The sequence below is a fragment of the Ferruginibacter sp. genome, from assembly GCF_031391665.1.
Taxonomy (GTDB): Bacteria; Bacteroidota; Bacteroidia; order Chitinophagales; family Chitinophagaceae; genus Ferruginibacter.
In genome coordinates, this window is the sequence record NZ_JANMUN010000241.1 from 34469 (window position 1) to 48678 (window position 14210).

The 14210-nt window shown below is 36.9% G+C and carries 13 protein-coding genes and 1 pseudogene; 12 read left to right on the forward strand and 2 right to left on the reverse strand.

What is annotated here, in order from left to right:
• Positions 1–61 precede the first annotated feature (61 nt).
• From ACY651_RS18425 to ACY651_RS18440, 4 genes are all read left to right on the forward strand, one after another.
• Positions 62–220 carry a hypothetical protein gene (locus ACY651_RS18425; RefSeq protein WP_462254974.1) on the forward strand — a complete coding sequence of 53 codons (159 nt, stop codon included), beginning with the start codon at positions 62–64 and terminating at the stop codon, positions 218–220.
• 95 nt (positions 221–315) lie between these two features.
• The gene (locus tag ACY651_RS18430) at positions 316–447 is read left to right on the forward strand and encodes a DMT family protein (protein WP_462254975.1); all 132 of its coding nucleotides are present in this window, start codon (positions 316–318) and stop codon (positions 445–447) included.
• A complete protein-coding gene (locus tag ACY651_RS18435) occupies positions 434–649 on the forward strand; it encodes a DMT family protein (RefSeq protein WP_462254986.1) in 216 nt (71 codons plus the stop codon). The genes ACY651_RS18430 and ACY651_RS18435 overlap by 14 nt, the downstream gene beginning before the upstream one ends.
• A 148-nt stretch (positions 650–797) precedes the next feature.
• Positions 798–1610, forward strand: a complete 813-nt coding sequence (locus ACY651_RS18440) for a DUF4382 domain-containing protein (protein WP_462254976.1) — start codon at positions 798–800, stop codon at positions 1608–1610.
• Between the two features lie 47 nt (positions 1611–1657).
• Here ACY651_RS18440 and ACY651_RS18445 read toward each other — a convergent pair whose 3' ends face one another.
• Positions 1658–2995: a hypothetical protein gene (locus ACY651_RS18445; RefSeq protein WP_462254977.1), complete on the reverse strand. Its 1338-nt coding sequence runs from the start codon at positions 2993–2995 to the stop codon at positions 1658–1660.
• 19 nt (positions 2996–3014) lie between these two features.
• Positions 3015–4016, reverse strand: a complete 1002-nt coding sequence (locus ACY651_RS18450; RefSeq protein WP_462254978.1) for a WD40/YVTN/BNR-like repeat-containing protein — start codon at positions 4014–4016, stop codon at positions 3015–3017.
• 172 nt (positions 4017–4188) lie between these two features.
• On the opposite strand from ACY651_RS18450, the gene hutH reads away from it, so the two are divergent.
• The 8 genes and pseudogenes from hutH to ACY651_RS18490 all read left to right on the forward strand — a co-directional run.
• A complete protein-coding gene (gene hutH / locus ACY651_RS18455; RefSeq protein ID WP_462254979.1) occupies positions 4189–5697 on the forward strand; it encodes a histidine ammonia-lyase in 1509 nt (502 codons plus the stop codon).
• A 68-nt stretch (positions 5698–5765) separates the two neighbouring features.
• Positions 5766–6812 carry a cellulase family glycosylhydrolase gene (locus tag ACY651_RS18460; RefSeq protein ID WP_462254980.1) on the forward strand — a complete coding sequence of 349 codons (1047 nt, stop codon included), beginning with the start codon at positions 5766–5768 and terminating at the stop codon, positions 6810–6812.
• 132 nt (positions 6813–6944) lie between these two features.
• Positions 6945–7385, forward strand: coding sequence for a GxxExxY protein (locus tag ACY651_RS18465; RefSeq protein ID WP_462254981.1), 441 nt, complete (start codon positions 6945–6947; stop codon positions 7383–7385).
• Complete coding sequence (gene hutU, locus ACY651_RS18470; RefSeq protein ID WP_462254982.1) at positions 7378–9198, forward strand: urocanate hydratase; 1821 nt, start codon at positions 7378–7380, stop codon at positions 9196–9198. Before ACY651_RS18465 ends, hutU begins: the two co-directional genes overlap by 8 nt.
• Before the next feature lie 242 nt (positions 9199–9440).
• Positions 9441–10100: a putative polyvalent protein kinase domain-containing protein gene (locus tag ACY651_RS18475; RefSeq protein ID WP_462254983.1), complete on the forward strand. Its 660-nt coding sequence runs from the start codon at positions 9441–9443 to the stop codon at positions 10098–10100.
• A gap of 296 nt (positions 10101–10396) precedes the next feature.
• On the forward strand, positions 10397–12301 hold the full coding sequence (locus ACY651_RS18480) for a tetratricopeptide repeat protein (protein WP_462254984.1): 1905 nt from the start codon (positions 10397–10399) through the stop codon (positions 12299–12301).
• Between the two features lie 94 nt (positions 12302–12395).
• Positions 12396–12632: pseudogene (locus ACY651_RS18485) on the forward strand (MazG-like family protein); the annotation flags it as partial.
• On the forward strand, positions 12629–14210 hold a 1582-nt coding region (locus ACY651_RS18490; protein ID WP_462254985.1), incomplete at its 3' end, for a DNA/RNA helicase domain-containing protein. The pseudogene ACY651_RS18485 and the gene ACY651_RS18490, both read left to right, overlap by 4 nt.

The following is a 14210-nucleotide window of genomic DNA, read 5'->3' on the forward strand; positions in this document are numbered from 1 at the left end:
GCCTGGTTTAAACCGGGCTTTTTCTTTAAACAAAAAAGGATTATTTTTATAAAAACAATTTATGAAAGGAGAACAAAACATAATTGATAAATTAAAAGAAGATGATGAACTAAGTATTGAACAATGGGAATTAATTGAAAAAGCACGAAATGAAATCAAAAACGGTAACTATCACACTTACGATGATATTAAAAAATACTTCGAAAAAAAATTTGAATAATAATTTCAACTTAAAAGCATACCCTCGTAAAAGATAATAGCAGTTTGCCCGAAAAGATTACTCATTATCCATTACGTCATTATCAATTGTTTTCTATGCTCCGCACAATACTCCTCCTCACCGCCTCCAACATATTTATGACCTTCGCCTGGTACGGCCTATTTAAAAAATACCGAAATTCCTTTATGGAAAGCTATAGCAATCAGTTGGGGAATTGCTTTTTTTGAATACTGCTTAATGGTGCCTGCAAACCGAATAGGTTTTGCAAACGGCCTCAATGGTTTTCAGTTAAAAATTACACAGGAAGTAATTACGTTAACAGTTTTTGCAGCGTTTGCTGTATTGTATTTAAAAGAACCTTTTCACTGGAAATACCTGGTAAGTTTTGCACTTGTACTGGGTGCGGTATATTTTGCTTTTAAAAAATAAAGTCTCCCATTTTTTCAGCTGTTTTTTTTACCTGCTCAGCAGTTAGTTTTTACTATTCGGCAAGGTTGGGGGTTTTTAAGAGTTTGTTGGTATTAATTTGGTACTGTTATTCAGGAGAATAAAAAACATTCACCTTAAAAATTGCTGTATGAAAAACAAAAAAACATTGCTGTTGCTGTCATTGCTTTTTCTAACAATGATATTGGTAATTATTTCCTGTAAAAAAGATGGCTCTGCCGAAGCCAACAGTGCTTTACCTCCCGGAAAAAGCGAATTAAAAATTATGATGACCGATGACCCGTCGGTAATTTTCGATTCTATTTTTTTAGATATACAAAGGGTTGAAGTAAAAGTAGAAGATTCAACTGGCAGAGAACGCTGGGATACACTTACTATAAGAGCAGGGGTGTACAATATCCTGCGTTTTAGAAACGGCCTGGATACTTTATTGGCTGTGGGCTATATACCCAACGGCGAAGTGGAAAAAATAAGAATTACATTGGGCACACGTAACTCGGTTGTATTAAATGGCGCAATTATTCCGCTTACTAATATTGATAAAGTAATAACCATTGATGTACATGGCGATGTAGATCATTTAGACCCACGTCATTTACGCATTTGGTTAGATTTCGACGGGCATGGTTCCATTCGCTTTCATAACGGCAGATGGGAATTGAAATTAAAAATTGGGCATTTCAGTCATGGTAAATCTGGTGAGCTGGAAGGAGAAATAAGGCCATCAGGCGCTTTACCGGCAACGCTTATGGTAATTGCAGGTGCTGATACCTTAAGGGCAATTCCCGATAATGATGGAGAATTTAAAATCAGGGGCATTAAAACCAATACGGTTACTCTTATTATTAAACCATCCAACGGGTATAAAGATTCTGTTATCAATAATATTCCAATCCGCCATGGCGACGATACGGATTTAGGTAAAATTGTTCTGCATAAATAGAAGTGTTAAATATCCATTTTCCGGCCGGTGATTCTTCACCGGCTTTTTTATTGGACAATAAATTTATCATTGATAATTTTATAACTATGGTTATTGATTATAATTTTTTCTCCTTCTTTTAAATTGGCCAGTTGTATATCTTCTGCTGCCGTATGCACAGAACCGTTGGTGCTTTTTGCAATATTTAAATAATCTGGATTAACAGCATCGTGTACACCGCACAAAATAATGTGAACCGGTTTATGTAACTGTTTTAGTAATGCCATATCGCTTACAGCAGAATTGTTGTCTGCAATCATAACCACAGCATCGCAATTTGTACAGGCAGCAGTTCCTTTTAATAATGCCTCAATATTATTTTCCGGTATGGCACCGCCATTACCATTGCTCATCGTTTTAAAAACCAATTGCTCCACTACTTCAAAAACAGATGATGCAGTGGTATAAACGCCACCGGTATTTCCAATAATTTTTTGTTCATCATCCTTATCATCCCCATCATTAAAAAATACAAACTGGTTAATGCGTCTTTCATCTTCATGCAATTGTAACCAGTACAATAATTGCCCGGCGTAAGGATACATGCTCGCCGTAACATCGGCCACCACCAGCATGTTTTTCCATTGCATACGGTCAAGCACTTTTAAAACAGTAGAATCAACTGGCGGTTTTAAAGTTTGTTTGTAAGAACTGTCACCAGTTGGTTTTAAATACACAAAAAGCGAATCATAATTTTTATAAATTACTTTTTCTCTTTCATCAATACCTAAATATTGCAGTGCTTCTTTCACAGGCAATTTTAAAACAGTAGTATAATCTTCAATTTCGTATTGCTTACGCAGTTCGGTAGTGTCGCCGGTTACAAAACCATTTCTTCTTTTAGCCATGCTGTCTTTTGGTGCCAGCATTTCTTTTAATTTAATAAGATCAGCCGCAATGGTAGTTTTATTTTGCAATGGCCGGTAATACATTACAAAGCCATGAAAAAGATTTAGAGCCGAATCTTTTTCAGCACCTTTGGTTTGCCTCACCAGTTTCCAGGCTATGGTTTTATTTTTTGCAAGAGAAGGATATTTTGTAAATAGATTTTCTATTCTCTGTGTATTAAGCTTTATTAAATCATTGTAAGAAGGAAAATCTGTAAATACTAAATCAATCGCAGTTACCTGAACCGTATCAAAATTAATTACGCTGTCTTTAAAATTAAGCGGAGCTTTTGCAAAATCGCAATAGATGAAAGTGGATTTTTCATTTACCGCATGTGCAGTAATGTAGATTGGCTGCCTTATCGTATTTTTAATAATGATGGCTGCAATGTTTTTATTTTGCGCCACAGTGCAGTTACAAAAAAATAAAATGCATACAGCAAGAATAAATTTTATCATACCCGGTTACACCTAACATTTATTGTACCAGTTTACCAATTTTACCATTACCTGCAAAAAAAACAGCCTTACCTTTTTTTGCTTTTTTACAAACATGAAAACTTTCTTTGCTAATCCATGTCCATGTTTTGCCATCATTTGTACTGTAGTCCACACCATTTAGTCCGCAGCTTAACCAGTTCTTTTTTTGTAAATATTCCACACAACTTCTGTAGCCATGCGGTGCAATATCCGGCACGGTAAAAGTTTTACCTCCGTCAGTTGTAATGCAGCAGTTTTTTGTGGTTGAATCTTTGGTGGTAAAATCGCCGCCGACAACAATTATAGTTGGTTTCTTTTTTATATTTTTTACAGCCACCGAATTGGCGCCGGTACTTTCTTTTCCCTGCAGTATCGGCATTTCAAATTTATCATTGCGTATAAACATTCGGCTGCGTAAACCACCCGTAACAAAAACTGCTTCGCTTAAATTTAATGCAACAATATTGGTACCACTCGATGCAAAGCAGGCTTCACCTTTTTCAGCAACAGGAAAATACTGTGGCGGAATACTTTCCCAGGTTGTGCCGCCATCAAAAGTTCGGGCAATAAAAATTTTATCATCAATGGGGTCTCCAATTACAATGCCGCTCATCTCATTCCAAAAATGCATGGCATCTAAAAACATGCCCTTAGTTTTATTTTCGTACACCACTTTCCAGCTATCACCACCATCAACTGTTTTTAAAATATAAGCTGGGTCGGCAATACCCATAATTACAGCCGTCATGCCATCAAAAGCCTCAATATCCCTGAAGTCGGTTTTTTCAAAACCTTTTACTGTTATCCATTTCCATGTGGTGCCGCTGTCAATACTTCTGCCCACAGCCCCTTCGCTGCCGCTAACCCAAATTACTTTATCATTTACCACACTCAGCCCACGCATGCTTATTTTTTTATCCGCTACCAATACTTTAACCGTTTGTGCTTTTGCAAAGCCAAACAAAAAAAATGTAAACAAACCAAAAATAATTTTTTGCATAACAGGGGTTAATGGTATAAAGCAAAGAGAAATAAAGTATTGTTCAAAAATAGAAAAGAAAAGCTAAACTTTTCATTAATAGTTACCGCCCTAAATCAGCAGCAGAGAAATGTTTTTGTGTTACTTTTACCTAAACTAAAACTAAAAAACGATTTGCCAAAAACGCCAGCCCATGAGTTATAATTATTTGCCTTTAGATAAAAGCCCGTTGAATTTTCAGCAGGTAAAAAACCTGTTACAGTTCGATCAGCTGGTATCTATTACTTTTGATGCACACCACCGCATTACCGAATGCCGCAATTACCTCGATAAAAAATTACAAAGCCCCGATGCATTATTTTATGGCATCAACACCGGCTTTGGTTATTTACAAAATGTAAAAATTGATGCCGCACAATTGCAGCAACTGCAAAGTAATTTAATACAATCGCATGCCTGTGGCCTGGGAGAAGAAGTGCCAAAAGATATTGTGAAGCTGATGGTGATGCTGAAAATAAAATCGCTCAGTTATGGCCACAGCGGTGTGCAGATAGATACCGTAAAAAGATTAATGGAAATGTACAATGCCGATGTGTTCCCCGTAATTTATACACAGGGCTCATTAGGTGCATCCGGTGACCTGGCACCTTTGTCGCATTTAAGTTTACCCTTAATTGGTTTGGGAGAAGTAATGCATAAAGGAAAAAAAATGCCTGCGGCCGAAGCATTAAAAAAGTTTGACTGGCAACCGATACAATTGCAAAGCAAAGAAGGTTTGGCGTTGATAAACGGTACACAATTTATGAGTGCTTATGGAATGCATAATTTAATGCAGGCCGACCGTTTATTAAAATGGGCCGATATTATTGCTGCCATTTCTTTTGATGCATTTGATTGCACCATGGAACCACTGCATGAAAAAATTCATTCCATCCGCAGTCATAGCGGCCAGCTAAGCACCGCAGCAAGATTAAGAGAATTATTACAAGGCAGCGCCATCGCCACACAAAAAAAACAACAGATACAGGATCCATATTCTTTCCGCTGCATACCGCAGGTGCATGGCGCTACTAAAGATACTTTCGATTATGTGCTGAGTATTTTCATCAAAGAAATAAATTCGGTTACCGACAATCCCAATATTTTTCCTGATGATGACCTGATTGTTAGCGGCGGAAATTTTCACGGCCAACCCCTGGCGTTAGGTTTAGACTTTTTAGCCATCGCCATGAGTGAGTTGGCCAACATCAGCGAAAGAAGAACGTATCAACTCATCAGCGGACAAAAAAATCTTCCTTTATTTTTAGTAAAAGATGCCGGCCTCAACAGCGGCTTTATGATACCGCAATACACTGCCGCAGGTATTGTAAGTGAGAACAAACAATTGTGTACACCGGCAAGTGTAGATTCTATTTCATCCAGTAACAACCAGGAAGACCATGTGAGCATGGGCGCCAACGCTGCCACCAAATGCAAAAGGGTAGTGGATAATGTAGAAAAAGTTTTAGCCATAGAATTATTAACTGCTGTGCAGGCATTAGAATTCCGCAGGCCATTAAAAAGTTCGCCAGCCATTGAACAAATAGTTACAGCCTTTAGAAAAGAAATAAGCTTTAATGATGCGGATAGAATTTTAAATGTGGATATGGTGAAGGCAATTGAATTTATAAAAAAAGATTTCAACGCAAAGGCGCAAAGTTAAAAACACAAGGTGCTAAGAAAACTTTGCGGCTTTGCTCCTTTGCTTCTTTGCGTGAAAATTATAATGATATGAAAAAATATTTTCCTTTCTGTTTACTGCTATTCATCATTTCTACCGGGTTTGCCCAATCAAAAATCTGGTCCGCAGCAAAAGCCAACGATTGGTACAAAAAACAAAGCTGGTTAGTGGGGGCCGATTTTTTACCCAGCACCGCCATCAACCAATTAGATATGTGGCAGGCAGAAACATTTGATGCCAAAACAATTGATAAAGAATTAGGCTGGGCTGCAGCCATCGGTATGAATGTAATGAGGGTGTACCTGCACGACCTGGCATGGAAAGCAGATGCAGCAGGATTTAAAAAGCGCATGAATAGTTTTTTAACCATTGCCGCAAAACATAAAATAAAAATATTGTTTTGCATTTTTGATGATTGCTGGAACCCTGAGCCTGCCACTGGTAAACAACCCGATCCTAAACCCGGTGTTCATAATTCCGGTTGGGTAAGAAGCCCGGGCATGAGTGTACATAACGACAGCACACAATGGGCTTATCTTCAAAAATATGTAACTGATATTTTAAACAGTTTTAAAAATGATAAACGCATTTTAATGTGGGACCTGTATAACGAACCGGCAAACAGTGGTTACGGTATCACTTCGTTACCATTATTAAAAAAAGTTTTTCAATGGGCATGGGCGGTAAGGCCATCGCAACCCTTAACTGCCGGTGTTTGGTTTATGGATTTCCCTGTTGTTAACGCTTATCAATTGCAACATAGCGATGTGATAACTTTTCATAATTACGAAGACACCGTTTCTATGAAAAAAGCTATAGACAGTTTACAAAAAATTGGCCGTCCGGTAATTTGTACCGAATATATGGCCAGGAGTAACAAGAGTAAATTTGAAACGCATTTACCCATTTTAAAACGCTATAATGTTGGTGCCATCAACTGGGGATTGGTAAGCGGCAAAAGCAATACCATTTTTCCCTGGGGCAGTAAAGAAGGCAGCCCCGAACCCAATCCCTGGTTTCATGATATATTTAGGAAAGACGGAACGCCGTATGATGTGAGAGAAACGCAATTGATAAAACAATTGTCGGAACGGTGATTTGGGCGGATGAAAAGGATAAGTTAGAACGGGGGATTTGGGTAGATTAAAAGGATTTACAAGATTGGAAATAAAAAATCTATACAATCCCTCTAATCCTTCAAAATCCACGTACAGACAAAAAATATAATTATGACGCAGTTTAAATACGAAGACATAACAAAAAAAATAATTGGTGCCGCCATGAAAGTACATTCCACTTTAGGTAATGGTTTCCAGGAAGTGATTTACCAATGGGCAATGGAAATTGAAATGAGAAAATTGGAATTGCAATTTGTACGGGAATTTAACATGCCCATATTTTATGATGGCGAACAAATTGGAGAAAGAAGGGTGGACTTTTTTGTAGAAGCACTAATAAGTGTAGAGTTAAAAGCAAGAGAGATTTTAGAAAAAGTTCATTATGCACAAGCAAGAAATTATTTAGAAGCGTATAACCTTGAAGTTGGATTGTTATTAAATTTCGGAGGAATTTCTTTGGAGTTTAAGCGATTGGAAAATCTTAAATACAAACCCAATCCATCCCCAAAATCAACATCAATCACCCCAAATCCCCGTTCAAACAATGGCTAACTACGACCCCATAAAATACGCCACCCCAACCGGCACCAAACTCAACTGCAAAGGCTGGGTACAGGAAGCTGCGTTACGCATGCTTTTAAATAATTTAAATCCCGAAGTGGCCGAGCGCCCCGAAGAATTAATTGTGTATGGTGGCCGTGGCAAAGCCGCAAGAAATTTTGAAAGCCTCGACTTAATTATAAAAGCTTTAAAAGCTTTGGAAGACGATGAAACATTGCTGGTGCAAAGCGGCAAACCAGTAGCCATGTTAAAAACGCATAAAGATGCTCCAAGGGTTTTAGTAAGTAATAGTCAACTGGTACCCAACTGGGCCAACTGGAAACATTTTGATGAGCTGGAAAAAAAGGGCCTGATGATGTACGGCCAAATGACGGCGGGCAGCTGGATATACATCGGCAGCCAGGGCATTGTACAAGGCACGTACGAAACCTACGCAGCCATTGCCAACAAACATTTCAGCCCCCCCGCCCCCCAAAGGGGGGAGCAAAAAACACCTCAATTAGATGAAGCAGCTAAAAATATTCAGTCTCTAAAAATCCCCCCTTCGGGGGGTGGGGGGGCTTCCCTTCGCTTTACCCTCAACGTTACCGCCGGCCTCGGCGGCAGGGGTGGCGCACAACCGCTCGCCATTACCATGAACGAAGGCGTAGCCTTAATTGCCGAAGTAGAAGAGTGGCGCATAGACAAACGCATTGAAACAAAATACCTTGATGAAAAACATACCAATATCGATGATGCCATAAATGCGGCCATGCATTACCGTAAAGAAGGCATTGCAAAAAGTATCGGCGTGTTGTGCAATGCCGTGCATTTGCTGGACCGTTTGATACAAAGAGAAATCATTCCCGATACTCTTACCGACCAAACGAGTGCCCACGACCCGTTGATAGGTTACGTGCCGCATACTTTGACTAACGAAGAAGCCAACACCTTACGCCAGCAAAACCCCGAACATTATACCGAACTCAGTTACCAAAGCATGTACCTGCATGTACAATTAATGTTGCAGTTAATGGACAAAGGCGCAATAACTTTTGATTATGGAAATAATATAAGAGCAAGAGCGATAGAATATGAAAGCAGTAATCCAAATTCCGAAAGTATTTTCAAATCATTAGAGTCCAGATCCCCCCTTCCGGGGGCGGGGGGGCTTTTTCCCGGCTTCGTCCCCGCCTACATCCGCCCGCTCTTTTGCGAAGGCAAAGGCCCTTTCCGCTGGGCAGCATTAAGCGGCGATGCCAATGATATTGCAGTAACCGATGAGGTGATTCGTAATTTATTTCCGGATAATATTTCTTTATTACGCTGGTTAGATTTAGCAAAAGAAAAAATTGCTTTCCAGGGTTTGCCCGCCCGTATTTGCTGGCTGGGCCAGGGCGAAAGAGAAAAAGCAGGCCTGGCATTTAACGAACTGGTGAGCACCGGCAAAGTAAAAGCACCCATTGTAATTGGGCGAGACCATTTAGATACCGGAAGTGTGGCCAGCCCTAACCGTGAGACCGAAGCCATGCTGGATGGCAGCGATGCCGTTGCCGATTGGCCCATATTAAATGCCCTGGTAAATACTGCAGGCGGCGCCAGTTGGGTAAGCCTGCACCATGGTGGCGGCGTGGGCATGGGCTACAGCATACATGCAGGTATGGTAATTGTTGCCGATGGTACCGCCGATGCCGCTTTGCGTTTAAGCCGTGTGTTACGCAACGACCCGGGCATGGGAGTGGTTAGGCATGCTGATGCTGGTTATGATGTGGCAAAGGATACGTTGAGGAATAATGATTTGGATTTTAAGGAGAGGCTGAAATAATCCTGAGCGATGTCGAAGGGTTTGGGCCAAGCTTTGGTATTTCTATTTGGCTTCATTGGCAGAGTTTATCCTGAGGAACGAAGGGCACTCTTGTACTGCATATCATTATTGAACTTTTATTGCAGCGTAGATTGATGTGAATAACAAATGAACACACTAAATAATGGAAAAGGTGTTGCATAAGATAACTCTTGTAAGTATTTATTATATTTACAGCGGCAACAGGCAGCAAATTTTAAAACATGCTCAACGATGATACAAAAAACAAGATACAGGATATCATTTGCGGAACGCACATCCACTGGCAAACTAATACTTGCACAGCAGCCCGAAATTTCCTTTGCAGCAGCTTTAGCCCAAGTACAACGGTTAAAAAAGATTTCGATAACAGAGCCCTCATCAAAGAAGAGCAGGCAGCAGCACTAATACATTACATCAACGAAAATCATTTGTGGGTACACAGACCTCCCGAGGCAGAACGTTTGCTAACTGTTGGCGGAGAAGCAGAAGTGTACATGAATACAGATCAACGGCATGTAATAAAGCTTAATGATGCCGTATATTATTCCACATGGCTCGATTTTTTTAACAGCATCCTCCTGCATAATGTTTTGTTTGAAGAAACCAGTTATGAATTAATTGGTTTTGCAAAACGTGATAATAATTTACAGGCAGTATTAAAACAGGCATTTGTAATTTCAGACAGCCCGGTACATTTACCAGATGTAAAAGCTTTCTTAGAATTTAATGGCTTTGAGAATACCCGTCGTAACGATTATTTTAATAAAAGCTTAGGTCTTATTTTAGAAGATATACACGACGAAAATGTAATAATGAACAGCGGTATTATTTTTTTTATCGATACTGTTTTTTATGTTGATTTGCCTGTAAATAAAGATTGATGCAAATGTTTTGTAAAGGCACGAACTGGAAAAGGAGAGCGGTTGAAATAATTTTTTGGAACGGACATTTGTTCTTTGTTGGGCATCGTTGTTGTCACTCACCTGTACTACATACCTTTGTTGAAATCTTATTTAAGCGGTTCTTGAGAATTAGTAAATTGAATTAGACATTAAGAAATTTTTTTAGAAAAATTATATAAATACTTAGATATAAATTAGATGCAAATCATTCATAAAATAGACGATTTTTTATTTACAATATTTCCTAAATTAAAAATAGGGGGGGGGGTAATTCATTGATAATAAATGAGTTAGAAAATTATTATACATACGGTCCTTTTAAACCTAAAGTTACAATAGATAATGAATGGGTAACAATACAAATTGACACCCCAACTATAATCTCACAGGAGGCAGGCTACAGAAAAACCGTAGCACTTTGCGAAAAAGGAAAGTACGCAGAAGCAAAACCAATACTTAAAGATTTAATACAAAAAAATCCCACTAATTCGGAATACCATCGAATTATGGGGCAAATACTTTCTGATGAAGGAGATCAGGAAGAAGCCATCAATTGTTTAATTGATTCACTTCGTTGGGATTCTAAAAATGGTTGGGCTTTATTAATGATGGGTAACATTTTTGCGAAATTCAAAAACGATGTACCTACTGCAATGAAGTATTACGACCAGGCTTTAATTGCTAATCCTAACGATAACATAGCTATTAATAATATTGGGGCTAATCTCATGCAACAAGGAAAACTTGAAGAAGCAAAAAAATATTTTTGGGAGGCAATAAAAATTAATGATCAATACCCAAATACACATTTTGCATTAGGCATGATTGCAGAAATGGAAAATGATTTACATTCTTCTTTTTACATTACTATACAAGCCATTAAACTCAATAAAACCAAAGACGTATTGTATCAAAATTCTGTAAGGCAGGCATTTGATATTTCAAAGAAAATTATTGAAATGGGCGAAGGCAAAAAAATATTCAGGGAATACAGGCACAAACTGGAATTTGAAGGTGGCAAAGAAATAGATATTGTAGAGGATACAGAAATTCCTACTGCAGCCAAAATAGAATTTGCAGAAAATTATGACAGACCAAAACACATAGTAAAATACAAACCGAACTATCCGGCAGTAGAGCATTTAATAATGCATGAATTGGTTCACTTAGATTTTGTAATCGAAGCAAGAAAAGGAGAATTAAATCAACTCTTTATTTCTACCCAACAACATAAATCTGAATTTATAAAAGGACTTGAACCAACAATTAAGAAATTTAATAAAATGGGGATTTCCGAAAGTTCAATTGCCAGTTACTCCTCAAGTCTTTTCGATGGAATGAACAGACAAATTTTTAATACCCCAATTGATTTACTGATTGAGAATTTCATATTTAATGAATATGCTGAATTAAGGCCTTATCAGTTTCTTTCTTTGTATGCTTTAATTCAGGAAGGATTAAAGGCAGTAACTGATAAAAAAATAGTTGACCTATCGCCAAAAGAAATTCTTTCTAAAAGCAAAATATATAATTTGGTAAATGCTATTCAATTCAAAGATTTGTTTGGCATTGACTTTATAAAAGATTTTCAACCATCGACAACCGAACTAAAGCATGCTACGGAATTTTATGACGAGTATTTGCAATACAGAGATGATAAAGAACCTGCCGAAGAATATGAAATGGTTTTACATTGGGCAGAAGATTTAAAACTTGATAAAAATTTTGAACTCGTTAACGAAGTTGAGTACAGAACAAAAAGGACGGATATAGATAATCTTCTCTCATCAATTGAAAAAGATCCTTACGACTTAAAATCCAAAGATCCTTACAAGCAAAGGGAAATGGATAAATTTCAAAAGTCGCAAAAAGGTATTGGTACAAATATGGCAGTTGTTATGTTTATGGTAGATGCTTTTCAGTTCTTTGAAAAAAAATCAAAAGAAGAAATTAAAGAGATTGCTTTTGAAATAGCAATGCAAGGAACGCAAGGTTATAGCCCTGATAAAAAAGATTACAGAATAAATTCGATATCAGGCAAAGTTTTTTCAGGCTATCACATATTGGCATACTATTACGTAAGTTGGATGTTGGCTATTCCAGAAATGATTTCTCAACTCAAATTACCTTATGATGATGAATACAAACTTGCTTTATCAATGAATAAACCCAACAAGTAAAATGACTGAATCGGAAGAAATAATTAAGGAACTAATAAAGTTTAGAAATGAAAGAGATTGAGAGCAATTTCACAATCCTAAAGACCTTGCATTAGCTATCAATATTGAAGCAGGAGAATTATTGGAATTGTTTCTCTGGAAAAATGCTGAGGATGCCAACAAGGAAAAAGTAAGCGAAGAGTTAGCTGATATTTTTTCTTTTGCATTTTTATTAGCCGATAAATATGGCTTTGATGTGAAACAAATTATTCTTGACAAAATAAAAGTGAACTCTGAAAAATACCCGGTAAATAAAGCAAAAGGAACTGCCAAAAAATATGACGAACTATGAGTTTATCTTTCGAGTTGTCAATTGAGGTTTCGGAACAATATGATTTTACTAAAGAATCATTAAACAGGATTGAACAAAATACTTGGGTTAAAAATCAATGGCCTTTAGTTTATTTTATTCAAAACGATTCTATTAAAATTGCCTATGTAGGCGAATCAACTAATGCTTTAAGTCGAATAAAAAATCATTTGGCTAATCCTGAAAGATGCAAGCTTGATAAAATATCCATAATCGGTTCCGATAAATTCAATAAATCCGCCACATTGGATATTGAATCGAATTTAATTCAATACATCACAGCAGAAGGTACATTTAAACTTCAAAATGGTAATTACGGTTTAATCAACCACAATTACTACCAACAGGATATCTATAAAAATCTTTTCAAAGAAGTTTGGAATAAGCTTGTTGAGAAAAAGATTGTAACAAAGTCCTTAACTGAAATTGAGAATTCGGAGTTATTTAAATATTCCCCCTATAAATCACTTAATGAAGATCAGTACAATTCTGTTCTTGAAATATTACATGGATTAACTTTAAAAGAATCAAATAGAATTTTTATAAGCGGAAGTGCAGGAACTGGAAAAACAATACTTGCGACATATTTGATGAAACTATTAACTTCAGATGTGGAAAATTATCAGCTTGAAGAATTCAATGATGACGAATTGAGAGAAGTTAATTATATCAAGGAATTCAAGAATAAATATCCAAATGCGAAAATAGGCTTGGTAGTAGCAATGACTTCGCTACGAGAATCTTTAGAAAGTGTTTTTAAAAAAATCCCAGGATTGAAATCATCAATGGTTATCAATCCATCCGATACTTTTAAATCTAAAGATAAATATGATTTATTAATCGTAGATGAAGCTCACCGACTAAGACAATACAAAAACATTAGTTGGATGGGTGCATTTAAAAAAAATAATCAAAAGTTAGGATTGGATGGCAATGGAAATGAATTAGATTGGATAATTGCAAATAGTAAAAATCAAATTTTCTTCTATGACTCCGCCCAATCAGTAAAGCCATCAGATGTTGGATCTCTAAATTTCATAAAACTTTTAAATGACAAGAATACATTACTGCTTAATTTGAAATCACAAATGAGAGTAAAAGGCGGCAATAATTATATACAATTCGTTGATGACTTGCTTCATGTCAAAAGAAATGAGACTACCAGATATCAAGAAGAGAAATATGAAATGTTTGTTTTTGACAATTTTGCCGATCTGCATATTGAATTAATAAAAAAAGAAAATGAATTCGGGTTATGCAGAATGATTGCAGGATATTCATGGCCTTGGTTATCTAATCCAAAACTAGACCCAAAACCTTCTCTAAATATTACTGACATTGAATTGGACGGATTAAATTTTAAATGGAATTCTACAGATAAGGATTGGATCAATTCACCAAACGCATTTAATGAAATCGGATGTATCCATACTACTCAAGGATACGATTTAAATTATACTGCTGTAATTTTTGGAAAAGAAATTAATTATAACAAAGTATATAATTGTATAGAAATTGATCCGAAAAATTACTTTGATATTAATGGTAAAAAAGGGATTA